The following is a 24,303-nucleotide window of genomic DNA, read 5'->3' as shown; positions in this document are numbered from 1 at the left end:
TTCAGACGGCCTTTGTTATAATGCTATGTTTCTGTTTTTAATAAGGCCGGGCCGCATCATGAAAGTGATTCAATTCGAAAATTCCCCCTTCAAACTCCACCAGCCTTTCCCGCCCGCAGGCGACCAGCCCACCGCCATTGCCGGCCTGCTCGAAGGGCTTTCAGACGGCCTCGCTTACCAAACCCTGCTCGGCGTAACCGGCTCGGGCAAAACCTATACCATGGCCAACGTGATTGCCCAAAGCGGCCGCCCCGCCATCATCATGGCGCACAACAAAACGCTGGCGGCGCAGCTTTATGCCGAGATGCGCGAGTTTTTTCCCGAAAACGCAGTGGAATACTTCGTTTCCTACTACGACTATTACCAACCCGAAGCCTATGTGCCGTCGCGCGATTTATTTATCGAAAAAGATTCCGCGATTAACGAACACATCGAGCAGATGCGCCTTTCCGCCACCAAAAACCTGATGACGCGCAACGACGTGATTATCGTCGCCACCGTGTCCGCCATCTACGGTATCGGCGACCCCACCGAGTATCAGCAAATGGTGCTTTCCGTAAAAGAAGGCGACACCATCGAGCAGCGCGACATCATCTCCACCCTCGTTTCCATGCAATACGAGCGCGGCGAAATGGATTTCAAACGCGGCTCCTTCCGCGTGCGCGGCGACGTAATCGACGTATATCCCGCCGAAAGCTCCGACAACGCCTTGCGCATCAGCCTGTTTGACGACGAAATCGACCGCCTCGACCTATTCGACCCGCTTACCGGCGGCAACATCCAGCGCGTCGGCCGCTACACCGTGTTTCCCTCCAGCCACTACGTTACCCCGCGCGACACCGTGCTGCGCGCCTGCGAAAGCATTAAAGAAGAATTGCGCGAACGCATTGATTTCTTTACCCAAGAAAACCGCCCCGTCGAAACCCAACGCATTGAACAGCGCACCCGCTTCGACCTCGAAATGCTCTACGAAATGGGCTTTTGCAAAGGCATCGAAAACTACTCGCGCCACTTTTCCGGCAAAAAAGAAGGCGAACCGCCGCCCACGCTGATGGATTATCTGCCAAGCAACGCCATCATGTTTATCGACGAAAGCCACGTTACCGTGACCCAAATCGGCGGCATGTACAAGGGCGACGCCAGCCGCAAACAAAACCTCGTCGACTACGGCTTCCGCCTGCCTTCCGCCCGCGACAACCGCCCGCTCAAATTCCACGAATTTGAAAAAATCATGCCGCAAACCATCTTCGTTTCCGCCACCCCCGCCAAATACGAAGAAGAACACGCCGGCCAAGTGGTCGAGCAAGTCGTGCGCCCCACCGGCCTTGTTGACCCGCAAATCGAAATCCGCCCCGTCGCCACCCAAGTGGACGACTTACTCAGCGAAATCAACGACCGCATCGCCAAAGGCGAGCGCGTACTCGTGACCACGCTCACCAAACGCATGGCCGAACAGCTCACCGACTATTACAGCGAACTCGGCATCAAAGTGCGCTACCTGCACAGCGACATCGATACCGTAGAACGCGTTGAAATCATTCGAGATTTACGCCTCGGCCTGTTTGACGTGCTCGTCGGCATCAACCTTTTGCGCGAAGGCTTGGACATCCCCGAAGTCTCACTCGTCGCCATCCTCGATGCCGATAAAGAAGGCTTCCTGCGCAGCCACCGCAGCCTCATCCAAACCATAGGACGCGCCGCCCGCAACGTAAACGGCGTAGCGATTTTGTATGCCGACAAAATCACCGATTCCATGAAAGCCGCCATCGAAGAAACCGAACGCCGCCGCGAGAAACAGATTAAATTCAACGAAGAACACGGCATCGTGCCGAAGCAGATTACCAAGCAGGTAAAAGACATCATCGACGGTGTGTACCACGACGATTCAGGCAGCCCCAAAGGCAAAGGCCGTCTGAAAACCAAAGTGAAAGTGGGCGAAATCCACACCGAAGAAGACGCAATTAAAGAAATCGCCAAACTTGAAAGAGCCATGCAGCAGGCAGCGAGGGATTTGCAGTTTGAAGAGGCAGCGGTGTTGAGGGATAAGATACGGGGGATTAAGGAAGGGTTGTTGTTTGGGGCGGAGTGAGAATTCAATTATTTTTTAAGGATAAATATAAATGGATATTTTAAATTTACTTTTAGCGATAATTGCTATAATTATTTCTATATTTAGCTTTTATGAATCAAAGAAACAAGCAAATATTTCCAAAAATCAATTTACGTGAAGCTATCTTGAAATGGAAAATAATGATTCTGAATTATTAGAAGCAAGAAGATGGCTTTTAAATCTAGAAAATAAAACCGAATATATAACTTCTTTTTCTTCACAAGAAAATTTTTTAAGATATAAAGGCTATGAAATTAAAAAAAATGAAAGAGGGTTGTATGATTTTCCAAATAAAGATTTAGTAAATGAGTACAAACTTGGGCTTGATTATATAAATAAAATTATTGCTTCTAGACAAATCGCATCAGAAGCGATCATTTTAAAAAATCTTGATGAGGATACTTATAGGTTGGTTAGGCTAGGAGATTTTTCTAGAGATTACTTGAAACTAAAAGGTTTTATACAAAATCAGTATTACATACATGGCCCATCTTATGATAGAAAAGCATTTCGTATTCTAATACATAAATGGAAAAATAAAGTTATTAATAACCTTATTAGTGAAATATCTCAAAACAAATGGAATGAATACGATAAATGGTAAACAATCATAGCAAGCAAGCGTAGGTCGGATACTTGTATCCGACACAATGGTTGATATTGCCGAAAAGTTCAATCATTGTGATGGTGCATAAATGTCGGATTCGAGAATCCGACCTACGGCTACGGCGGTTATCAATCGATAAGGCCGTCTGAAAATTCAGCAAGCGTAGGTCGGATACTTGTATCCGACAAAATGGTTGGTATTGCCGAAACGTTAAATCATTGTGATGGTACATAAATGTCGGATTCAAGAATCCGACCTACGTCTTGTATCATTTGCATTGGTTAATTCGTATAACAAGGGGAAAACTATGCGGTATCGTCGGTATTACCGTGCGGGAGGAACGTATTTCTTTACGGTGGTGGCGCATAACCGCCAACGGATTCTAACCGGCGATGCTGTGCGGTCGGCTTTGCGTGAGGCTGTGTTGGCGGTGCGGGAAAAATATCCGTTTGAAATTGCGGCATGGGTGTTGATGCCCGATCATCTGCATACCATTTGGCATCTGCCTGAAAACGATGCGGATTTTTCCGAACGTTGGCGGCAAATCAAACGGCACAGCCAATATTTAATCGGTGCCGACACGCGTTTATGGCAAAAACGGTTTTGGGAGCATGCTATTCGTGATGAAGCGGATTTTGCCCGCCATTTCGATTATGTGCATTTCAATCCGGTGAAACACGGCCATGTGTCAAAGGTATCTGATTGGCCGTTTTCTACTTTTCATCGCTATGTAAAACAAGGCATTTATCCGCTAAATTGGTGCGGGAATGGCTCTGATTTTGTGGTGGCGTATGATTAATGAAGATGTTGGACTCAAGAATCCAACCTACATTACTACCTTGAAATTTATTTAATTAGTTTTTTAGGAGTTACGAAATGGAAGAAAATAATTTGGTAATCTCAATTTTAAATGAGAATGGTGATATTGTTGAAACTAAGATATTGACTTGGAAAGATTTTGAAATCGAACAAGTTGGTGGCAGTGAACGCCAAATGGGGCCAGAAAATGAGCATGTATTAACTTGCACTACTGATGAATTCGAAATTACTTGTGAAGTATATGAATATCCTATAGGAGTGTTTAATTACAAATCTGACTGGAGGATAGAATCTGGTAATGTTCGAATTGAATCAGATGACTTGAATTATTTTGGTTTGTTTACAGAGCAAGAGTAACAAGCGTAGTCGGATACTTGCATCCGACACAATGTTGGCATGACGGAAATGTTCAATCATTGTGATGATGTATAAATGTCGGATTCAAGAATCCGACCTACATCTTGTATCATTTGCATGGGTTAATTCGTATAACAAGCAAGCACAGCCTATGTGCGTAGGGCCGTCTGAAAATATTTTTTCAGACGGCCTCGTCTATATCCGGCCAATGTTTTCTTTTATAATTCGGCTTTTCCTTTTATGACAGAGGCAATGATGTCTGAAGTATCTGAAAATAAACATAATCAATATGATGAAGGCAGCGGTATGGCGGTTTCGGGCAATGCGGATGAGGGTAAATTGTTAAAGGTGGGAAATGCCGTAACGGTTAACGGTGCGCAAGCAAATGAAAGCCGAAATTGGCGTTTTGATTTTCACGGTACGGCCAATGAATATTTTAAGATTTGGATCGTTAATCTGTTTTTATCCGTGATTACCTTGTCGTTTTATGCGCCGTGGGCGAAGGTGCGGCGTTTGCGTTATTTCTACGGCAACACGGTATTGGGGCAGGATAAGTTTGATTTTACGGCGATTCCTGCCCGTATTTTGATCGGGCGGATAATTGCTACGGTGTTGTTTGTGGGATTTTCCATAGTATCGAACCTTGATCCTGTTTACGCTTGGGTAGCTCCGGCGTTGATGTTTGCGGTAATGCCGTGGTTGGTGCGCTCGACCATGCGTTTCCGCGCCCGTAACACGAAATATGGTAACAGCCGTTTTTATTTTTCGGCCACGATGGGGCAGTCGTATTGGCTGCTGGTGAAATGCGCGGCGGTAACGGTGTTGAGCTTGGGGCTGCTGTATCCTTTAGCGCTTTATTGGTTTAAGTCTTATCAAATCAACCATCTGCATATCGGCAGCTTGCGTTTTAATCTGAACTCGGGCGTGGGCGGTTTTTATGGTGCGGTGTTGAAGCCTTTGTTGCTGATATTGGCTCTGATTGTGGTAATGGGCATTATCCTGACGGGAATGGGTTATGCGTCACAAGAAGCAGTGCTGCCTTTCCTCTCTCTTGTTATTTTGGGGCCTTATATTTTTGTATTGGGCTTTTTGGTGCCGCTGACGCAAGGTTATCTGTTCCGTGCAACTTGGCTGAATGTGAATGTTGGCAAAAGCCGTATCACGACTGATTTGAACCCGTATAAATACGCGTGGATTAAATTGACCAATTATATTGCGGCCATCTTTACGCTGGGTTTGCTGCTGCCGTGGGGCGCGGTGCGTTTGTACCGCTATCAGGCGCAGTCTTTGCAGGTTGAGTTGCAGGATAATCCGCAAGATTTGATGAATATGGCTCAAAATGATCCGGATGCTATCGGTGAGGAAATCGCCGATGTGTTTGATATCGATATTTCACTTTAAGGCTGCTTGAGCATGTCTGAATCTCTTACGGTAAGTTATTACGACGGTAAGCGTAATGTTCCCCATCAGGCTGAAATTTCGCTTGATGGGGGCAAATTGCGCGTGGTGTATAACGGCGGGCAAACTGCCGAATATCCGCTGCACAGTATTGCTTATATGGCGGGAGTAGGCGGCGTTTTGCCTGCTTTGGAGTTGCCGGGCGATGCGCGCATTGAGTTTTTGAATCATGATGTTCCGCACTGGCTGCCTTTGCAAAACAAAACGATGTTGAAGCAAGTAGGGCGGCTTGAGAGAAGTTGGAAATGGGCGGTTGTTTCTTTGGTGGCAATGATTTGCGCGGTTGTGGTGATGTTTAAATGGGGCATTCCCGCTGCAGCTTATCATGCTGCCCACCATCTGCCTGAAAAGACTTTGCGCGGTGTAGGTAATCAGGCAGAGGAATTTATTCTTGAAATCACCGGCAAAAGCAGCCTTACTGCCAAGCGGCAGAAAGAAATATCTGATTTATATTACAAAAAGCTCAATCCTGAAAATCCGGCAAAACTGTTGTTTCGAGACGGCAAAGGGCTTGGCGCCAATGCGTTTGCGATTCCGAACAACACTATTATGCTGACCGATGCACTGGTTGATTTGGCAAAGCACGATCATGAAATTTTCGCCGTGCTGGCACACGAACAAGGCCATCTGAAAGAACGCCACAGCTTGCAACAGGCTTTACGCGGTATCGGCATGGGCGTGTTTCTGCTTGCGCTTACCGGAGATGCCACGGATTTTCTAGACGGCTTGCCGGTGTTGTTTGCCACCGCGCAATATTCGCAACAGTTTGAGCTGGAAGCGGATTTGCATGCCATCAACGAATTGAAGCGCTTGAATATTCCTCCTCAACACCTTGCTACTTTCCTGCAACGTTTGCATCAGAATCATGGCCATGATGAGGGCAATGCGATGGAGAATATTTTGAGCACGCATCCGGTTACGTCCGAACGGGTAAAGCAGGTTGAGCAACATGCGAAATAAAGAGTTTTGAAATAACCATCGTTTAAAACCATAAAGGCCGTCTGAATATTTTCAGACGGCCTTTTAATAGACGGGCAAAACAATTTAGTCTTGGCAATCCAACATATCCTTACGGATATCCCGCAATACAAATTCGGCGGTATCTTCATCTTCGGCCTGAACCCACACAAACAGTTTGGCGACAATCTTGCCGAGAAACACTTTTTCCAAAGCGTCAGCATGGCTCAAATTGTATTGCGCTAAGAAATCGGCAATATCGGTGGGCAGGGCGGTGCGTTCGGCTTGGCGGATGTCGGCAAAGCGTTTGTCCGATTGCAGGCGCTCCAGCAGGGTTTGGTTTTTATCGAGCTTGATGCCTTGTTCTTTTTCTTCGATGGTGGCGCGGGTAAATTGGTCGTAAATCTCCGCGTAGAGCATATCGTTCGGGCCTTCGAAGATGGTGAAGGGGCGGATGTCGATGGCAATATTGCTGGCGGGATGGCCGTGTTCGAAGCCTTTGGCACCGAGCAGTTTTTGCAGGATTTGCGCCGCGCCGTAGGTGTATTCGGTGGCCAGCGTTTTGATGATGTTGGCTTCCATCAGCTGGTGTGCGACGGCGGCATCAGGGGCGACGCGGTTGCAGGTAAAGCGGTAGAGCACTTGCGAGATGCCGTAGCGTTGCATGATTTCGCGGCATTCGCGGGCGACGAATTTGATGTCTTGCTTCACGAAACGGTTCATGTTTTCAATGATGTATTCCATGATGCCGTGGGTCATGCCCACCAGTTGCAGGCGGCTGCGGATAAAGATGTTTTGGAACGCGCGCAAGCCGGCGGCATCGCTTTCGGAAAGTTTCATCACGCAATCTGCGGGGATTTGGGCATCAATATGGTTGACCGCATAGCGCACGGCGAGCAGGCCTTCGGAATTGAGGGTTTCGCAGCGGATGTATTGTTTGGGCACCAGCAGCAGGTTGATGATTTTCGACAGTTTGCCGTTTTTACGCTCTTTGGCGGCAACCAGCAGAAATTCGCTGGTCGAATTGCCTTGCCAGTATTTGGTTGCATTAACGTAAACGGTTTGTTCGTCGATATATTCGTAATACGACTGCATTTCGCGGGCAATCGCGGCACCGGAGGTTTCCGGTTCGGTAATGGCGAGGCCGCCGCCTTCGCCGTTGAAAATGAAATCGAGGCCGGTACGGATTTGGGCTTCGTTGCCGAATTCGACCAGAGGCTGCAAAACCAATGCGCCTTCGATGCCGGTGCGCAGGGTAACGGGTACGCCGTAATGGCCGGCGATGCGCAATACTTCCTGAATTTCAAACTGGCTGCTTTTTCTGCCGCCGTGCTTTTCGGCTAAAAAGGGCAGCAACAGGCCGGCTTTTTTCAGCTCCAGCCATTTGTTTTCGGGAAGGTATTGCATCAGATTGATTCCGTTTGGAAAGATGCGTTTGAATGCAGATTCGATGTGCTGTAAGAAATCAGCGGTGTTCATCTGAATGAGCTGTGCTTCCAAAATACCTGATGCCATGATGATTTGCATTTCCGTTTTAGAGTAAAATTTCTATTTTATATCATATTTTTGTTTTTTGATAATGGTTGATGAAAAATCGGCAGGTTTTCCGGAAAACACGGGGAGAGTTGTGCCGGATTGGCTTTAAATGAGAGGGAAGGCGGAAGGATATCCGATGAGATGCTCATGCTTCTTTTTCAAATCATCCCAACGTAAATGCAAGTGTGGCAGGGTCGGTACTTAATACTTGCAATATTTATGAATCGGGCGGCGCAAAGGTATTTTCAGACGGCCCCGGATATATTGGCATTCAGGTTCCGCGCCCGTAGCGGCGCAGCCATTCGCTTGGTGTCATGCCGATTTCGCGTGTGAATACGCGGCTCAGTGCGGCAGGGTGACTGTAGCCGACTTTTTCTGCTGCCAAGCCGATCGGCAGCCCTTGTTGGAGTAAAGTCTGTGCTACGGAAATACGCCAGTTGGTAACGTAAGCCAAAGGCGGTATGTTCATGATTTCTTTGAAATAGGCTGCAAAAGCCGAGCGCGACATGGCGGCTTTTTCCGCCATCAGTTCAAGTGTCCATTCTTGTGCGGGATGTTGGTGTATTTCCTGTAATACATTGCTTAATTTTTTATCTACCAAGCCTCTCAATAAACCTGTTTGCAGTTTTTTCTGCTCAAGGCAGCAGCGGATAACCTGAATGGTGAAGTAGGCGCACAAATGGTGTATGGCGGCATGGTAGCCGCATGACTGTCGGTTGCTTTCGTTGAAAATTTGATCGGCAATGGTTCTTAATTGGGGCCGGTCTTCTAAAAAAAGCACTTCTACGTTGCGCAAGGTATCTACCAACGGGTTGCGTACGCCTTCTCCGAAATCAAAGTTGATGCAGAGTATTTCAAGCCCTTCGCTGTCTATGGGGTGGATGCGGTGCAAAACATTGCTGGGCGAGAAAACAATGCCCGGTTGGTTTATTTCTATGGTTCGATTCTCTGATAAATGAAGCAGGCAGCGGCCTTTGCGGATAAAGTGGAGATAGCCTTTGTTGGGCTCGTCGAAGTGGCCTGTTCTGCACAGTTGGCCGATGAAGAAGAGGTTGGTGCGGAATCGGAAATAGGTAAAAAGGCGGGAGACGCTATCCATGAAGACTTTCGGTTAATAAGTGTGGATGACGGGTTAAACCGGCTCGGGGTATTTTTCTTAAAATGCCGCCACGTTTGCAGAAAAACAAACATTATCCACATTATTTGAAAGGAAGAATTCTATGTCAAACCACAAAGATGAGCAAATCGACCAATCCCGCCGCAATGCTTTGGGCACAGGCTCCCGTTTGGCTATGGCCGCTACCGTTTTGGGTGCGATGGGTGTAACAGGTGCGGCCGCCGCAGCCGGTAAGAAAACCCAAGAAAAAGGTATGTATGACGAACCTGAGCAATACGGTTTGAAACGCCACGGTATGAAAATCGATCCCCAGCGCGTCGCTTTGTTGGTGGTTGACCCGCAAATCGACTTTTTAATCCCGAAAGGGGTGTTGTGGGGTGCGGTCGGTAAAAATGTAATGGAAAACAATACCGTAGAAAATCTTGAGCGTTTGTTTAAGGCTGCCAAAGCAGTCGGTATGCCCACCATCGTTTCGCCGCATTATTATTATCCGCAAGACCATCAATGGGCGTTCGGCGGTCCGGGAGAACACGCGATGCACGACGGCGGCGCGTTTGCCCGCAAAGATGCTTATACTTTGGAAGGGTTTGAAGGCTCGGGTGCGGACTTTATGCCGCAGTACAAACCTTATATCTTTGACGGTAAAACCGTGATTGCTTCTCCGCACAAAGTGTTCGGACCGGAAAGCAACGACGTTGTGCTGCAGTTACGCAAACGTAAAATCGACCAAGTGATTTTGGCGGGTATGTCGGCCAACTTATGTATCGAGTCACACTTGCGCGAGCTGATCGAACAAGGCTTTGAAGTGGCTGTCGTAAAAGATGCGACCGCAGGCACGATTATCCCCGAAGGCGACGGTTATCAGGCGGCATTGGCTAATTTCCGGATTATTGCCAATGATTTGTGAACTACTGACCAAGCCGTCCGGTATATGAAAGGTTGATGCGCAAGCAAACCGAAGCCGGAATCTTCCCGGCTTTAAAGCAAACTTCAGACGGCCTCATAAGGGGCCGTCTGAAAAACCTTCAAACACGCGCATCCTGTCATAGACAGCATGGCACAGCCGCGCCATAATCACGCTGTTTCGAGAGTCATCCGATTTGTTGATGAAAGATTGATATGAGCGACCAAGTTTTAACCCAAATCCAAAACGTTATCGATTCCCGCAAAGGCCAAGACCCGCAAACGTCTTATGTGGCCCAGCTTTTGCACAAAGGTGAAGACAAAATCCTGAAAAAAGTGATTGAAGAAGCGGGCGAAGTGCTGATGGCTTCCAAAGACGGCGGCGGTGAGCATTTGGTGTACGAAGTGGCGGATTTATGGTTTCACACGCAGGTGTTGCTGGCGCATCACGGCTTGCGCGTTGAAGAGGTGTTAAACGAACTGGCGCGCAGGCAGGGTTTGTCGGGGCTGGCGGAAAAAGCGGCGCGGCAGGAAAGCTGAATTTGTATTAAAATCCACCCGAAAAGATGCGGAGGCCGTCTGAAAGATTCGGTTTCAGACGGCCTTTCTTTTATAATTGTATAAGGGCAAACGGCAATATCGAACCGAGGCCGTCTGAAAACAGGCCGGCCGTTTGCATCCCAAAACTGAATATGTGTTACGCCGCAAGGCCGGCCGCTGTGTGCCGAGGATTGGGTTTTCGGCTATATTTTCGGAGTATTTGAGATGACTGACTGTATTTTCTGCAAAATCGTGGATAAGCAAATCCCCGCCGGCATCGTGTATGAAGACGACGACATGCTGTGTTTCAAAGACATCCGCCCCGCCGCGCCCGTGCATCTGCTGTTGATTCCGAAAGTGCATTTCGATTCGCTCGCGCATGCCAAGCCCGAGCATGAGGCGTTGTTGGGCAAAATGATGATGAAAGTGCCGCAAATCGCCGAAGCCAACGGCCTTAGCGACGGCTTCAAAACCCAAATCAACACGGGCAAAGGCGGCGGGCAGGAAGTGTTTCACCTGCATATCCACATTATGGGGCGGCCTGCTTGAGCATAAGGCAGAGGCCGTCTGAAAAACATTTCTATATTGATTTTAATGATAAGGACTTAAATCATGGGTAGCTTCTCTATCTGGCACTGGGTTGTCGTGCTGGTGATTGTTGTGCTGATATTCGGCACCAAAAAATTGCGCAACGTCGGCAAAGACTTGGGCGGCGCGGTACACGATTTCAAAAAGGGTCTGAACGAAGGCACCGAAGCCGGTAAAAAAGACGATGTGATCGAACACCAAAAAGACGACAACAAATCGGCTTAAACCATGTTTGATTTCGGTTTCAGCGAACTGCTGCTGATAGGTGTGATTGCGCTGGTGGTGCTCGGCCCCGAGCGTCTGCCCAAAGCCGCCCACATGGCGGGGAGCTTGCTCGGGCGTGTGCAGCGCACGGTGAGCAGCGTGAAGCAGGAATTGAGCGCGCAAATCGAAATGGACGAACTGCGCAAAGCCAAAAGCGAGTTTGAATCTGCCGCCGAATCGCTGCGCAGCGGATTGGGCGGCACGGGCGAAAGCTTGCGTAAAGAGTTGGATGATATTTCAGACGGCCTTAAAGTGCCGGCATGGGAGCGCGTGCCGGAGCAACGCACACCCGCCGATTTCGGTTTGGACGAATACGGCAATCCGCTCGGCAACACGCCGCCCGACGCTGATTGGCCGCATTATTCCGTGCCGTCCGAACATCATGCCGCCAACGTCGGCGGTTTTCAGACGGCCTCCATCCGCAAACAGTCCATGCGGCGCAAGCGCGATATGCGCCCGCGCCACCGTCCGAAACCGCAACTGCGCGTCCGCAAAAAGCATCCGCAATGAAGTGAGTAAACGGTGTCTGAATCAGAACAACAAGCCCAACAACCCTTGGTCGAACATTTAATCGAACTGCGCCGCCGCCTGATGTGGATCATCGGCGGCCTGTTGATCTGCTTTTTGGGCCTGATGCCTTTTGCCCAAAAACTCTATACCTTTGTGGCCGAGCCGCTGATGGCTTCACTGCCGGCCAATACCAGCATGATTGCCACCGACGTAGTTGCGCCGTTTTTCGTGCCGGTAAAAGTTACGCTGATGGCGGCTTTTTTATTGTCGTTGCCGCACACGCTGTATCAGGTTTGGGCGTTTGTTGCACCCGCCCTCTATCAAAATGAAAAACGCCTGATTACGCCTTTGGTATTGTCGAGCATGATTCTGTTTTTTGCCGGCATGGCATTCGCCTATTTCTTGGTGTTTCCGGTGGTGTTCAAATTTCTGGCCGGCGTGACGCCCATCGGCGTGAACATGGCTACCGACATCGACAAATACCTGTCGTTTGTGTTGGGCATGTTTGTCGCATTCGGTACCACGTTCGAAGTGCCGGTGGTGGTGGTTTTGCTGAACCGCATGGGCGTGGTTTCGCTTGAGCAGTTAAAGTCGGCCCGGCCTTATGTGATTGTGGGCGCGTTTGTGATTGCCGCCGTCATCACGCCGCCCGACGTGATTTCGCAAATCATGCTGGCCGTGCCGTTGGTGCTGCTTTATGAAGCGGGTTTGTGCTTTTGCCGTTTTGCGAAGCCGTTGTCGCGCAGGCAGGAAAGTTGAAAGTGAGAAAACACCATGTATGTGCCCAAAGTATTCCGGCAAAACGATGTGGGTGAAATTCACCGTTTTATTGAGAACCATCCGTTGGCGACGTTGGTTGTAGAGCGTGGCGGTATTTTGCAGGCTGCCCATATTCCTGTTTATCGGCACGACAACGGCACGGAACAGGGCGTATTGCGCGGCCATTTTGCCAGAGCCAACCCCATCTGGCAGGCGGCGGAGCATACCGGTAATCGCTGGCTGGCCATTTTTCACAACAGCGGTTGTTATATTTCTCCGAATTGGTATCCGAGCAAACACAGGGAACACAAAGCCGTGCCGACTTGGAATTATCAGGCTGTGCATGTGGGCGGAACGATGCGTTTGATTGAAGAGCCGCAGGAAGTGCTCGGCATATTGGCTTCGCTCAGTGCGATACATGAGTCGGCACAGCCCAAGCCGTGGCAGCTCGAAGATGCACCTGCCGATTATATTGATGCGATGAGCAAGGCGGTGGTGTGTTTTGAGATGGAAATAGAAACGATTGAAGCAGCCTACAAACTCAGTCAAAACAAACACGAAGAAGACCGCACGGGCATTATCGACGGTTTGCAGCAAACCGGCGGCAAAGCGGAAGGGTGCATGGCCGAAAAAGTTGCCTCTTTCTCTCAAACTTGAATGATTGATGAAAGCCAAACTGTATCGGCATCGCTTTTACATGGGCATGGCGAAGCGGTGAAGCAACGTGATCAGGCCGAGACCTTTGCAAAACCCCCAGATGCGGATGCAGTTCAAGGCGTAGCAGCACAGCGAGTGCAGACATATCATATAGATAGGCAAACGAGCGAGCAGCGCACAACGCAGAAATGCGCCGCAGATGGGGGGGTGCAAAGGTCTCAGGCCGTCTGAAAATATTTTAGCGAAACCAGCTTTGCCGGTTTTAGCGAAACCAGCTTTGCTGGTTTTCAGACGGCCTCAACCGTTTTAAGCTAAAATGCCGGTTGCATTTCTTGATCGGCAGTATAAAACTAATTTCTTTAAAGGCCGTCTGAAAACAATACGATTTTTCAGACGGCCTCACATTAAACAGATTGAACGATGAATACACTTGCCGATAAAAAACACTGGTCGCATACCGCCGCCGTTATCAGCCTGTGCGGGCTGATTGCCGTGAGCCTTGCTTGGGAGCTTTGGATTGCGCCGCTGCGCCCGGGCGGCTCGTGGCTGGCCTTGAAAGCCTTGCCTTTGTGTCTGCCGCTGGCGGGCATTTTGAAAGGCAGGGTTTACACTTTCCAATACAGCTGCCTGCTGATACTGTTTTATTTTGCCGAAGCGGTGGTAAGGCTGTTTGACGCTGCGCCCGCCAGCCGCGCCTGTGCCGCCGCCGCATTATTGTGCAGCAGTGTGTTTTTTGCAGCCTGTTTGGCATTCGTTAGGTATCAGAGAAAGGCGGTGCGCCATGTTTAACCGTTTTTCAGACGGCACGGCTACGGTATGGTCGTGGCGGTTGTGGCCCGTGTGGCTGTGTTTTGTGTGTATCTGCATCGCGCCTTTTGTGTCGCTGTACCGCGTAGGGCCGCTATCCAGCTTTTATCTTGAAGCAGGTTCTTTGGCCGGTGCGGTTTTATTGTTGTTGTTGACTGCGTTAACAGGCCGTCTGAATGTGCGCCTGCCTGCGGCTTCGGTTTATTTTTTGGCTTTGGCTGCTTTTTGGTGGCTTCAGGCGCGGTTGATGAATCTGACTTATCCGGGCATGAGCGATTTGGCGGTATCGGCTTTTGTGATCATTGCGCTGGCGGCTTGGGCCTGCCGCGGCTGGGTGGCGGAATGGGGGCAGGAACGCGTGGTGTCGGTGTTGGCATGGACGCTGCTGGCCGGCGCGCTGATACAGGCGGCGGTGGCGTTGATGCAGTTTACCGGCTGGGCTTCGGCGGAAATGTTCCGCGGCATCATCGCCTATCGCGGGCTGCGCGAAGTGAGCGGGCAGCTCGGCCAGCGCAATCATTTGGGGCATTATCTGATGTGGGGCACGCTGGCGGCTTCGTATTTGTGGGCGATGCGCCGAATGCCCGGCTGGCTCGGTTTTCTCATGGTACTGGCACTGACTTCGGTGCTGGGCTTGGTAAACTCGCGCACCATTCTCACTTATGTGATCGGTGTCGGTTTGCTGCTTCCGTTTTGGCGTTGGCGTGTCGGCCGCGAGGCCAACCGTTTGGTGCTGATTATGTTGTTTGCGCTGGTGATGACGGTGGTGGTGCAGTTCGGCATCGGTCATGTGTTGGACATGATTTCGGGCATGCAGTACGACACCGCCGTCGAGCGGGCGAGCGGCTCTACTTTTGACGGTTCGGCGCGCGATAAAGAGTGGCGCAAAGCGTGGGCGGTATTTCTTTCCGCACCGGTTTGGGGCTACGGCTGGGGCAGTTATTCGCTGCAAGGCTTTCTGACGCATATCGAAGAAGGAAGATTCAGCGGCAACATGATGAATGTGTTGTTTACCCATTCGCACAATCTGATTTTGCAGCTGTTGGCGGAAATGGGTATCGTCGGCACGGCGTTGACGGTGCTGGGTTTCTTGGCCGCCATTTGGCGTATGTTCAGACGGCCTCTGCATCACGCTTCGCTGTTGTTATTGGCGATGATGACCGTATCGCTGTGTCACAGTATGCTTGAGTATCCGCTTTGGTATATTTATTTTCTGGTGCCGTTTGCTTTGATGGCCGGCCTGTCGCCTGCAGACGAGCGCGATATTTCAGACGGGCTTCAGACTGCGAAACGTCACAACATCGGCGGTGCGGTATTGGCGGTGTGCCTGCTGGCGGGGATTGCCCGTTTGAGTTTCGCCTACACGGATTTGACCGCTTACAACCGCCAGCCGAAAGATGAAACGGTTGAGCAGTCCGCCGAGAAAATCGAAGGGTTGCGACGGATTGCCGACACCGAACCGATGCTGCGTTATTATGCCCAACTGTCGCTGACCCGCAGGGTCAATCCGGCCGCGCCGACCGTCTATCCTTGGGCGGAAGAGGCCGCACGCGAGGCTTTGGCTTACCGGCCTTATTCCAATGCTTATCAGGTCGGGCTGTATCAATACCGCGCGGGGGAGACCCAAAAAGCGGTCGAATGGATGAACAATATGTATCTGTATTACCCGTATATGATGCAGCATTATTTGGACAAAATCCGCAGCAACAAAGAGCTGAAGCCTTTGGAAGCGGGCCTGCTCGAAGCGTGTGCGGCGTTCAACGATCAAAAATTCCCAAAAGCCAAGCCGTGCAAATGATGTGTTGGTTTGGTTGAGGCAAGAGGATTGAAATTAACAGAGGAGCAGGGATGCTCCTCTGGTTGTTTGTATCTTCTCAAATAAAAAAAATAAGCTCTTATCATTTTGTTATAGTATAACATTATGAAATTAAAGATAATTTGACTTCTCTTGCCGTTTTGGCCTATAACTGTCCGACACTACCCGTGTAGTTTCATGTCACATTTTGTTATGAAAGGAAGACGCATGAAAGCAATGGCCTATTACGGTGCAGGCGATATCCGTTTTGAAGAAAAACCCAAACCCCAAATCATCGATCCGACCGATGCAGTGGTAAAAATTGTTAAAACCACCATTTGCGGTACCGACTTGGGCATCTGGAAAGGCAAAAACCCCGAAATCACTCCGGGGCGCATTCTCGGCCATGAAGGCATCGGCATTGTCGAAGAAGTAGGTTCGTCTGTTAAAAATATCAAAAAGGGCGATAAAGTTATCATTTCTTGCGTGAGCAAATGCTGCACCTGCGACAACTGTAAAGTACAACTTTATTCTCACTGCCGTAACGGCGGCTGGATTTTGGGTTACATGATCGACGGCACCCAAGCCGAATATGTGCGCACACCGTTTGCCGACAACAGCTTGATTCTGCTGCCCGACAACGTGAACGAAGAAGTGGCGCTGCTTTTGAGCGACGCTTTACCCACCGCCCACGAAATCGGCGTGCAATACGGCGATGTGCGCCCGGGCGACACCGTATTTATCGCCGGTGCAGGCCCTGTGGGGATGTCGGCTTTGTTGACCGCCCAGCTGTACAGCCCGTCGGTATTGATTGTGTGCGATATGGACGAAAACCGCTTGAAACTCGCCAAAGAATTGGGCGCAACCCATACCATCAACCCGGCTTCCGGCGATGTGTCTAAGCAAGTGTTTGATATCGTAGGCGAAGACGGTGTGGACGTGGCGATTGAGGCCGTGGGTATCCCGGCGACTTGGGATATGTGCCAAGACATCGTTAAACCCGGCGGCAACGTAGCGGTGGTGGGCGTGCACGGTGTACCCGTTGATTTCAAACTGGAAAAACTGTGGATTAAAAACCTGACCATCACCACCGGTTTGGTCAACACCAACACAACCGAAATGCTGATGAAAGCGATTTCTACCAGCTCTGTGGATTACACCAAAATGCTGACCCACCGCTTTAAGTTCAGCGAATTGGAAAAAGCTTACGACATTTTCAAACACGCGGCCGAAAACGGTGCGATGAAAGTGGTGTTGGAAGCGGATTAATCTGTAACGACTGATTGAAGTAAATCCTCAATATTAAGAGGCCGTCTGAAATTTTCAGACGGCCTCTTTTTGATTCATGTCATAGAAGCGTTTGCTTCATTGCTGTTGCTCACAAGCTATCGCCGCCATGCTTGGAGTAAGCCCGAGCTGGCAGAGACTAAGGCTGCACACAAAACTGCGGACAGCTGCCCGCAGTTTCATGTTTCAAGCCGAAGGTCAGTCTTCTTTGATGCGGATCGCCATCAAGGTATGCAGCCTGCGGTTGTCGGCGCGGGCTACGGTGAATTGCAGCGGGCCGATAACCACTTTTTCGCCGCGCACGGGAAGGTGGCCGATTTCCTGAATTACCAAGCCGCCGATGGTATCGACTTCTTCGTCGCTGTAATCGGTGCCGAAATATTCGTTGATGTCTTCGATTTCGGTGATGGCGTTGATGCGGTAGCGTTCGGCGGATACCGGAAAGATATTGTCGCCGCTTTCATCTTCGTCGAACTCGTCTTCGATGTCGCCGACGATTTGTTCGATGATGTCTTCAAACGTTACTAGCCCGGAAATGCCGCCGTATTCATCGACCACGATGGCCATGTGGTTGCGCTGTTCGCGAAACTCTTTCAAAAGCGAATTGAGCGATTTGCCTTCGGGCACAAACACGGCGGGGCGCAAGATGGCTTGCAGGTTGAATTGCTCGGGGTTGAGCGCGTATTTGAGCAGGTCTTTGGCGTGGAGGATGCCGAGCACGTTGTCTTTGTCTTCGCCGATAACGGGAAAGCGCGAGCGGGCGGTTTCGATGATGTAGGGGATGATGCGCTCCATGCTTTCGTCGGCTTTGATTACGTCCATCTGGCTGCGGGTAATCATGGCATCGCGCACTTCGAGTTCGGCGAAATCGAGCACTTTTTCCAAGCGCAGCAGGGTTTCGCTGTCGAACACTTCCTGCTCGTGGGCCTGACGCAGCAGGTTGATCACGTCTTCGGCGGAATCGGGAGCGTCGCCCGAAATGCGGGCTACGAGGCGTTCAAAAAAAGAGGGCTTCGACTGGCTGTCGTCCATTTCTGATTAATCCTGTCGGTAAGGGTTGGGGTATCCTAACTGATTCAGCAGGCGGGTTTCAAGTGTTTCCATGATTTCGGCTTCGCCGTCTTCGATGTGGTCGTAGCCCATCAGGTGCAGCGTGCCGTGTATGGTGAGGTGGGCGAAGTGCTGTGCGGGCGTTTTGCTTTGTTCGGCGGCTTCTTTCAGCACCACTTGCGGGCAGATGATTAAATCGCCGTAGAGGCCGTCTGAAAGTTGGTCGGGCATGATTTCGCCTTCGTTGAGGGCGAAACTCAATACGTTGGTGGCGTAGTCTTTGCCGCGGTAATCGGCGTTGTAGGCGCGGGCGGGTTCTTCGTCGAGCAGCACGATGCTGATGTCGGCGCGGCGGTATTCGTTTTTAAGTGCGTGCCATGCCCAGCGGTAGAAGTCTTTTTCAGACGGCAGTTCGGAAAGGCTGCTTTGGTTGTCGAAATGCAGGGTGAAGCGTTGTTGTTGCAGGGTAAGGAAAGGGTATTTTTTGGCGCGTTTCATAAATCGTTGCGGGAATGTGGTTCAGGCGGAAATATAGCATAAGGCCGTCTGAAAAACATGATAGACTTGTGCCGTTATTTTGACGTATTGCAAATATATTCTTATGAACCCTAAAAAACTCGTTATCGCCAGCCGCGAAAGCATGTTGGCTATGTGGCAGGCCGAGCATATACAAGGCCGTCTGAAACAGCTTTATCCCGAATGCGAGGTCAGCATTTTGGGCATGACTACGCGCGGCGACCAGATTCTCGATAAAACGCTTTCGAAAATCGGCGGCAAAGGTTTGTTTATCAAAGAGCTGGAACAGGCTTTGCAAGACGGCCGCGCAGATTTGGCCGTGCACTCGATTAAAGACGTGCCGATGGTGTTGCCCGAAGGTTTTGCGCTGGCCGCCATTTGCGAGCGTGCCAACCCGTTTGACGCATTTGTGTCTAACCGATATACGCGTTTGGAAGAACTGCCGGAAGGTGCGGTGGTGGGTACGGCGAGCTTGCGCCGCGAAGCGCAGATTCGCGCACGTTATCCGCATTTGACTATCAAACCGTTGCGCGGCAATGTGCAAACCCGTTTGGCGAAGCTGGACAACGGCGACTACGATGCCATTATTCTTGCCGCCGCCGGTTTGCAGCGTTTGGGGCTGGACGAGCGCATCCGCATGATTATGTCGCCGTTCGACAGCCTACCTGCCGCGGGGCAGGGCGCATTGGGTATCGAGATTGCCGCCAACCGCTATGATTTGCTGGAAGTGTTGAACCCGCTGAACCACGCCGTGACCAATGCCTGCGTAACCGCCGAACGTGCGCTTGCCCGCGCGTTGGACGGCAGTTGCCAAGTGCCGTTGGCGGCTTATTGCACTGAAGAAAACGGTCTCTTGACCTTGCGCGGCTTGGTCGGCCATCCCGACGGCTCGGTGGTTTTGCAGGCCGAAGCCGAAGCGCCCGCGGCCTATGCCGACGCGTTGGGCCGCGCCGTTGCCAAAAAGCTGGCGGACGATGGTGCAGTAGAATTGATTCAAGCGATTTTAAGCGAGCAGCAATAAGCGTTTCAGACGGCCTTTCTTAGAGCCTGTTTGTAATCTTCTTGTATAGGCGTTTTTCGAGGTTTCGGCCGACAACACGGCCACTATGGAGATTTTGAACAGGCTGAGACCTTTGCAAATCCCCAGATGTGGATGCAGTTCAAGGCGTAGCAGCACAGCGAGTGCAGACATATCAGATAGATAGGCAAACGAGCGAGCAGCGCACAACACAGAAATGCGCCGCAGATGGGGGTTTGCAAAGGTCTCAGGCTCTTATATTTCCAAAGGAGAAAGCCATGCCGCACGACCATCATTCCCACAGCCACACGGCCAATAAAAAAGTATTGGCGGTAGCATTTGCGGTGATCGCATCTTTCATGGTGGTGGAGGCAGTCGGCGGCTGGCTCACCAACTCGCTGGCGTTGCTGTCGGACGCAGGGCATATGTTCAGCGACGCATTCTCGCTCGGTATCGCCTTGCTGGCGTTCAAATTCAGCGAAAAAGCCACCACGCTCGATAAAACCTTCGGCTACAAGCGGTTTGAAATTTTAACGGCGGCTTTTAACGGCATCACTCTGATCGTGATTGCCGCAATGATTTTTTTAGAAGCCGTCGAACGTTTCCGCCAGCCGCCGGAAATCGCCACCACCGGCATGCTGGTGATCAGTATCATCGGGCTGCTGGTGAACCTTTTCGTGGCGTGGTACATGCTGCGCGGCGGCGACACCGAAGGCAATATCAACATGCGCGGAGCCTATCTGCATGTGTTGAGCGATTTGTTCGGCTCGTTCGGCGCGATAGCCGCCGCCGTGCTGATGATGGCGTTCGGCTGGAAATGGGCCGACCCGTTGGCCAGCGTTTTCGTCGCCGCATTGGTAGGGCGGAGCGGCTGGCAGGTATTCCGCAAAACCCTGCACATTTTGATGGAAGGCACGCCCGATAATGTCGATGTCGACATGCTGCTCGACACCATCAGGCAAACCGAAGGCGTACAGTCGGTGCATGATTTGCATGTGTGGACGATTACCAGCAACATCAACGCCTTATCCTGCCATATCGTTGTCGACGGCGATTTGAGCGTGGTCGAGGCCGAACAAATCGTTTACCGCATCGAGCATGCGTTGGCGCATCAAAATATCCAACACACCACCGTGCAGGTGGAAAGCAGCCGACACCCGCACGAAGACAGCGTATTGTGCTCGATTCATCCGCATGGGCATGAAACACACGGCCATCATCATTCACATTAATCTGCTAAAATTAAGGCCGTCTGAAACCTGCTTAACCTCTTTTCAGACGGCCTCAACGCATAGAAAACCGTTACCCATCATCATTAAGGACTCCCATGACCGAAGCCGTATTGTTTGACTTGGACGGCACCCTCGCCGACACCGCACTCGATTTGGGCGGCGCACTCAACACTTTGCTGCGCCGCCACAATTTACCCGAAAAAAGCATGGCAGAAATCCGCCCCGTCGCCAGCCACGGCGCAAGCGGCCTGATTCTGATGGGCGCGGGCATCAGCAAAGACCATCCCGAACACGCCCGCTGGCGGCAGGAATATCTGGCCGAATACGAACGCTGCTTCGACCATGAAACCGTGTTGTTCGACGATATCGACCGATTGATTGCCGAACTCGACAAACGCGGCATCAAATGGGGCATCATCACCAACAAACCGCACACCTTCACCCACCGCCTTGTGCCGAAACTCGGCTTCAGCGTCGCGCCTGCCGTGGTTGTCAGCGGCGATACCTGCGGCGAAGCCAAACCCAGCACCAAGCCCATGTTTTACGCCTGCGAACAAATCGGCGTAAAACCCGAAAATTGTATCTATGTAGGCGATGCCGAGCGCGATATGCAGGCAGGCAAAAATGCCGGCATGAAAACCGTATTGGTAAACTGGGGCTATATCGCTGCCGAAGACAAAACCGAAGAATGGCCGCATGATGCGCGTATTGATACGCCGCTGGAATTGTTGGCGTATCTCTGATGGATGCCGACTTAAGCCAGTTTCCTAACAAAAATGCCTGTCCGAAACTCTATCAGACAGGCATTTTTTCAAACCGCTTCAAACCCCGCTTCGGCATACACCACGGAAACCAGCACGCAATCCTCCGTTCCGTTATTGCGCACTCCGTGTATCAAGCCTGAATCGATCACAATGCTTTCGCCCGCGCCGATTATCCGGCCGCTGTTTTCATCATCCAATAATTCGGCGCGGCCTTGCAGCACCAGCCAAATATCCTGCCCTTGCGGATGGCGGTGTGCAGGCAGTTTGCCGCCGGGCGGAATCTGCCACAGCACCATGTTCATCTGCCGCCCTTGATGCAGCACCGTGCGTACCGATTCGGCGGGGCGGTCAATCAGATAATCGGCAAAACGGATAATGTCGGGGATATTCATAACATGTCCTCCATGTGGGATTTTCAGACGGCCTGACACTTTTGCAAAACCCCCATCTGCGGCGCATTTCTGCGTTGTGCGCTGCCCGCTCGTTTGCCTATCTATCTGATATGTCTGCACTCGCTGCGCTGCTACGCCTTGAACTGCATCCACATCTAAGGGTTTTGCAAAGGCTCATCCTATATAACTGAGGCCGTCTGAAAAGTATAAGCCATTGATTCAAAGTATAAGTGAAAAAATTATCCCAGCAGCACCGAAGTCATGCTTAACGAACCGCCGACAATCTCGTCGTTGAACAGCTTGACTTCATCTTCTTCATCGCGCAACGCCATGATGTAGAGCAGGGGCAGGTAATGTTCGGGCGTGGGTACGGATAAAGCGGCAGCCTCGCCCAAGCGCAAGTAGTGGATCAAGGTTTCGTTGTCCCGATTCAAAATGGCTTGGTTGATGTCGCGGCGGAAGGTTTCCGCCCATTCGTAAGCCGCACCCGCTTGGCGGATATGGGCAAAGCTGATGGTGCGCAGGTTGTGAACGATATTGCCGCTGCCGACAACCAACACGCCTTGTTCGCGCAAGGGCTTGAGCTTTTGCGCCAATGCGAAATGCCATTCGGCGGGTTGATTCCGGTTCAGGCTCAGTTGTACGACGGGAATGTCGGCTTCGGGATAAAGATGCTTGAGTACACCCCATGTGCCGTGGTCGAACCCCCGAAGCATATCGACGGATACCGGTTCGGGCGCGAGCAAACGCTGCACTTCGGCGGCAAGTTCGGGGCTGCCGGAAGCAGGATACTGCACTTGATTCAGCTCTTCGGGAAAGCCGTAAAAATCATAAATCATGGCCGGAGCGGTGCTGCCGGATACTTGCAAAGCATCGCCGTACCAGTGGGCGGAAATCATCAGTATGGCGCGGGGCTTGGGAAACTGCGCCGCAACCTGCCTGAAGCCCCGGGTAAACGGATTATCCGCTTCGATAACGTTCATCGGGCTGCCGTGGCCGAGAAATAGGGCGGGGGTTTTGTTCATGGGGCTATTGAAATGTAACGATGCCTGTCTGAAAACGGATAACGCAGGTTTTTGTGCAGCCAACCCTTAACCCGTTTCAGACAGGCATAATCAATCGAACGGCTTACAGGCCGAATACTTTCAGACGGCCTTCCAGCGGATCGAATGTTTTCTCACCCGCAGGCGCATCAATGCCGCCGAACACCATTTGCGCACGCAATGTCCAGTTGGCAGGAACCGACCATTCTTGGGCAACGGCGTTGTCAATTAGTGGGTTGTAGTGTTGCAGGTTGGCGCCGATACCGGCTGCGGCCAGCGTGGTCCATACTGCGTATTGGTGCATGGCATCGGCGTGTTCCGCCCAGATAGGGAAATTGTCGGCATAGCTGGGGAAGCGTTCTTGCAAGCCTTTTACGACGTTTTGGTCTTCAAAAAACAGCACCGAACCGGCCGCGGCTTTAAACATATCCAGCTTTTGCTTGGTCGGCTCGAAGTTTTCGGCGGGTACGATGGCGCGCAAGGCATCTTCGGCAAATTGCCACAGCTTTTCGTGTTCCGCACCGAACAGCACCACCACACGGGTAGATTGCGAATTGAATGACGAAGGCGTGTGCAGCACGGCATGTTTCACCATCTCGGCGACTTCGGCAGCAGGCAGAGGCAGGTTTTTGTTTAAAGCGTAAACAGAGCGGCGGGTTTCCGCGGCTTGTTGGAGTACGGTGTAAGTCATGATGGTTCCCTTAAATGATGGTAAAAAGAAAGGGCGGTTTCAGACGGCATTATAGCTTTTTGCCCAACTTATTATCCAAAGCCCAAGCACCGCCGCCCGCCGCTGCGATATACAGGAAAATAAAGCAGAACAGCGCCGCCGCTTCGCCGCCGTTTAGCAGTGGCAACAAAGGCGCTTTGGCCGCGTGCGACATAAAATAGGCAACCGCCATCTGGCCGGACAACACAAACGCCACCGGGCGGGTAAACAAACCCAATAGCAACAACACGCCGCCCACGACTTCGAGAACGCCGGCCAAACCGTAAATCGACATCAGCTGCAAGCCGTCGAACATCTCAATATGCGGCAACGCAAACAGCTTCGCCGTGCCGTGCAGCATAAACATATAAGCCGAAGCGATGCGCAAAACAGACAATAACATGGGTTGGAAACGGCTCAAATTGGAATGGATACTCGTCATGGTGATTACTCATATAGTGGAAAGATGAGCACAGTATAGATATTTCCCTTTTGTAGATATATACTC

27 protein-coding genes and 1 pseudogene are annotated in these 24,303 nt (G+C 51.1%); 19 read left to right on the top strand and 9 right to left on the bottom strand.

Annotated elements, in window-relative coordinates; all coding sequences use genetic code 11:
- Positions 1-25 precede the first annotated feature (25 nt).
- The 6 genes from uvrB to CKV66_RS07920 all read left to right on the top strand — a co-directional run bounded on the left by uvrB (position 26) and on the right by CKV66_RS07920 (position 6,311).
- Complete coding sequence (gene uvrB, locus CKV66_RS07945; RefSeq protein ID WP_085362678.1) at positions 26-2,089, top strand: excinuclease ABC subunit UvrB; 2,064 nt, start codon at positions 26-28, stop codon at positions 2,087-2,089.
- A 151-nt stretch (positions 2,090-2,240) separates the two neighbouring features.
- Positions 2,241-2,714, top strand: coding sequence for a hypothetical protein (locus CKV66_RS07940; RefSeq protein ID WP_085362473.1), 474 nt, complete (start codon positions 2,241-2,243; stop codon positions 2,712-2,714).
- Positions 2,715-3,024: 310 nt separating this feature from the next.
- Positions 3,025-3,516 carry an REP-associated tyrosine transposase gene (locus CKV66_RS07935; protein WP_085362474.1) on the top strand — a complete coding sequence of 164 codons (492 nt, stop codon included), beginning with the start codon at positions 3,025-3,027 and terminating at the stop codon, positions 3,514-3,516.
- 77 nt (positions 3,517-3,593) lie between these two features.
- A complete protein-coding gene (locus CKV66_RS07930) occupies positions 3,594-3,893 on the top strand; it encodes a hypothetical protein (protein ID WP_004283629.1) in 300 nt (99 codons plus the stop codon).
- 252 nt (positions 3,894-4,145) lie between these two features.
- Entirely contained in the window at positions 4,146-5,294 is a 1,149-nt protein-coding gene (locus tag CKV66_RS07925; protein ID WP_231990471.1) for a YjgN family protein, read from the top strand.
- A 12-nt stretch (positions 5,295-5,306) separates the two neighbouring features.
- Positions 5,307-6,311, top strand: a complete 1,005-nt coding sequence (locus tag CKV66_RS07920; RefSeq protein WP_085362476.1) for a M48 family metallopeptidase — start codon at positions 5,307-5,309, stop codon at positions 6,309-6,311.
- A gap of 84 nt (positions 6,312-6,395) precedes the next feature.
- Here CKV66_RS07920 and CKV66_RS07915 read toward each other — a convergent pair whose 3' ends face one another.
- Together CKV66_RS07915 and CKV66_RS07910 are read right to left on the bottom strand one after the other, a co-directional pair.
- The gene (locus CKV66_RS07915) at positions 6,396-7,823 is read right to left on the bottom strand and encodes an acyl-CoA dehydrogenase family protein (protein ID WP_408633857.1); all 1,428 of its coding nucleotides are present in this window, start codon (positions 7,821-7,823) and stop codon (positions 6,396-6,398) included.
- Between the two features lie 292 nt (positions 7,824-8,115).
- The gene (locus tag CKV66_RS07910) at positions 8,116-8,943 is read right to left on the bottom strand and encodes a helix-turn-helix transcriptional regulator (protein ID WP_085362477.1); all 828 of its coding nucleotides are present in this window, start codon (positions 8,941-8,943) and stop codon (positions 8,116-8,118) included.
- 121 nt (positions 8,944-9,064) lie between these two features.
- Here CKV66_RS07910 and CKV66_RS07905 point away from each other — a divergent pair, with 121 nt between their 5' ends.
- The 7 genes from CKV66_RS07905 (at position 9,065) to CKV66_RS07875 (ending at position 13,182) form a co-directional block, all read left to right on the top strand.
- On the top strand, positions 9,065-9,868 hold the full coding sequence (locus tag CKV66_RS07905; RefSeq protein ID WP_085362478.1) for a cysteine hydrolase: 804 nt from the start codon (positions 9,065-9,067) through the stop codon (positions 9,866-9,868).
- 212 nt (positions 9,869-10,080) lie between these two features.
- Positions 10,081-10,404: a phosphoribosyl-ATP diphosphatase gene (locus CKV66_RS07900; protein WP_085362479.1), complete on the top strand. Its 324-nt coding sequence runs from the start codon at positions 10,081-10,083 to the stop codon at positions 10,402-10,404.
- 225 nt (positions 10,405-10,629) lie between these two features.
- Positions 10,630-10,953, top strand: coding sequence for a histidine triad nucleotide-binding protein (locus tag CKV66_RS07895; protein ID WP_085362480.1), 324 nt, complete (start codon positions 10,630-10,632; stop codon positions 10,951-10,953).
- A gap of 63 nt (positions 10,954-11,016) precedes the next feature.
- Complete coding sequence (gene tatA / locus CKV66_RS07890; RefSeq protein ID WP_085362481.1) at positions 11,017-11,217, top strand: Sec-independent protein translocase subunit TatA; 201 nt, start codon at positions 11,017-11,019, stop codon at positions 11,215-11,217.
- A 3-nt stretch (positions 11,218-11,220) separates the two neighbouring features.
- Positions 11,221-11,766 (top strand): Sec-independent protein translocase protein TatB, encoded by a 546-nt coding sequence (tatB, locus tag CKV66_RS07885; RefSeq protein WP_085362482.1) that lies wholly within the window; start codon positions 11,221-11,223, stop codon positions 11,764-11,766.
- A gap of 12 nt (positions 11,767-11,778) precedes the next feature.
- Complete coding sequence (tatC, locus tag CKV66_RS07880; protein WP_085362483.1) at positions 11,779-12,525, top strand: twin-arginine translocase subunit TatC; 747 nt, start codon at positions 11,779-11,781, stop codon at positions 12,523-12,525.
- Between the two features lie 15 nt (positions 12,526-12,540).
- On the top strand, positions 12,541-13,182 hold the full coding sequence (locus CKV66_RS07875; RefSeq protein ID WP_085362484.1) for an FMN-binding negative transcriptional regulator: 642 nt from the start codon (positions 12,541-12,543) through the stop codon (positions 13,180-13,182).
- A 76-nt stretch (positions 13,183-13,258) separates the two neighbouring features.
- On the opposite strand, the pseudogene CKV66_RS12600 reads toward CKV66_RS07875, so the two are convergent.
- A pseudogene (locus tag CKV66_RS12600) lies at positions 13,259-13,417 on the bottom strand (lipoprotein signal peptidase); the annotation flags it as partial.
- A gap of 185 nt (positions 13,418-13,602) precedes the next feature.
- Between CKV66_RS12600 and CKV66_RS07865 the strand changes: the two are divergent.
- The 3 genes from CKV66_RS07865 (at position 13,603) to CKV66_RS07855 (ending at position 17,053) form a co-directional block, all read left to right on the top strand.
- Positions 13,603-13,971, top strand: coding sequence for a DUF2069 domain-containing protein (locus CKV66_RS07865; RefSeq protein WP_085356286.1), 369 nt, complete (start codon positions 13,603-13,605; stop codon positions 13,969-13,971).
- Positions 13,964-15,787: a PglL family O-oligosaccharyltransferase gene (locus CKV66_RS07860; RefSeq protein ID WP_085362486.1), complete on the top strand. Its 1,824-nt coding sequence runs from the start codon at positions 13,964-13,966 to the stop codon at positions 15,785-15,787. The genes CKV66_RS07865 and CKV66_RS07860 overlap by 8 nt, the downstream gene beginning before the upstream one ends.
- Positions 15,788-16,012: 225 nt before the next feature.
- Entirely contained in the window at positions 16,013-17,053 is a 1,041-nt protein-coding gene (locus CKV66_RS07855) for a zinc-dependent alcohol dehydrogenase family protein (RefSeq protein WP_085362487.1), read from the top strand.
- A 216-nt stretch (positions 17,054-17,269) separates the two neighbouring features.
- Here the strand turns inward: CKV66_RS07855 and CKV66_RS07850 are convergent, their stop codons facing one another.
- Both CKV66_RS07850 and ybeY read right to left on the bottom strand, forming a co-directional pair.
- Positions 17,270-18,103 (bottom strand): HlyC/CorC family transporter, encoded by an 834-nt coding sequence (locus CKV66_RS07850; protein ID WP_085362488.1) that lies wholly within the window; start codon positions 18,101-18,103, stop codon positions 17,270-17,272.
- Positions 18,104-18,109: 6 nt separating this feature from the next.
- Positions 18,110-18,619, bottom strand: coding sequence for an rRNA maturation RNase YbeY (gene ybeY, locus CKV66_RS07845; RefSeq protein ID WP_085362489.1), 510 nt, complete (start codon positions 18,617-18,619; stop codon positions 18,110-18,112).
- A 103-nt stretch (positions 18,620-18,722) separates the two neighbouring features.
- Here ybeY and hemC point away from each other — a divergent pair, with 103 nt between their 5' ends.
- The 3 genes from hemC (at position 18,723) to CKV66_RS07825 (ending at position 21,630) form a co-directional block, all read left to right on the top strand.
- On the top strand, positions 18,723-19,658 hold the full coding sequence (hemC, locus tag CKV66_RS07840; RefSeq protein WP_085362680.1) for a hydroxymethylbilane synthase: 936 nt from the start codon (positions 18,723-18,725) through the stop codon (positions 19,656-19,658).
- A gap of 275 nt (positions 19,659-19,933) precedes the next feature.
- Positions 19,934-20,887, top strand: a complete 954-nt coding sequence (locus CKV66_RS07830) for a cation diffusion facilitator family transporter (RefSeq protein ID WP_085362490.1) — start codon at positions 19,934-19,936, stop codon at positions 20,885-20,887.
- 95 nt (positions 20,888-20,982) lie between these two features.
- Positions 20,983-21,630 carry an HAD family hydrolase gene (locus CKV66_RS07825; protein ID WP_085362491.1) on the top strand — a complete coding sequence of 216 codons (648 nt, stop codon included), beginning with the start codon at positions 20,983-20,985 and terminating at the stop codon, positions 21,628-21,630.
- 68 nt (positions 21,631-21,698) lie between these two features.
- Here CKV66_RS07825 and CKV66_RS07820 read toward each other — a convergent pair whose 3' ends face one another.
- The 4 genes from CKV66_RS07820 to CKV66_RS07800 form a co-directional block, all read right to left on the bottom strand.
- On the bottom strand, positions 21,699-22,043 hold the full coding sequence (locus CKV66_RS07820) for a cupin domain-containing protein (RefSeq protein WP_085362492.1): 345 nt from the start codon (positions 22,041-22,043) through the stop codon (positions 21,699-21,701).
- A gap of 239 nt (positions 22,044-22,282) precedes the next feature.
- Complete coding sequence (gene ygiD / locus CKV66_RS07810) at positions 22,283-23,068, bottom strand: 4,5-DOPA-extradiol-dioxygenase (RefSeq protein ID WP_085362493.1); 786 nt, start codon at positions 23,066-23,068, stop codon at positions 22,283-22,285.
- A gap of 103 nt (positions 23,069-23,171) precedes the next feature.
- Entirely contained in the window at positions 23,172-23,777 is a 606-nt protein-coding gene (locus CKV66_RS07805; protein WP_085362494.1) for a nitroreductase family protein, read from the bottom strand.
- Between the two features lie 49 nt (positions 23,778-23,826).
- The gene (locus CKV66_RS07800; protein WP_408633897.1) at positions 23,827-24,228 is read right to left on the bottom strand and encodes a DoxX family protein; all 402 of its coding nucleotides are present in this window, start codon (positions 24,226-24,228) and stop codon (positions 23,827-23,829) included.
- Positions 24,229-24,303 lie beyond the last annotated feature (75 nt).

Source organism: Neisseria zoodegmatis (genome assembly GCF_900187305.1).
Classification (GTDB): Bacteria; Pseudomonadota; Gammaproteobacteria; order Burkholderiales; family Neisseriaceae; genus Neisseria; species Neisseria zoodegmatis.
Note: the sequence above shows the minus strand (reverse complement) of the source record. Positions and strands in the feature narration are given on the sequence as shown.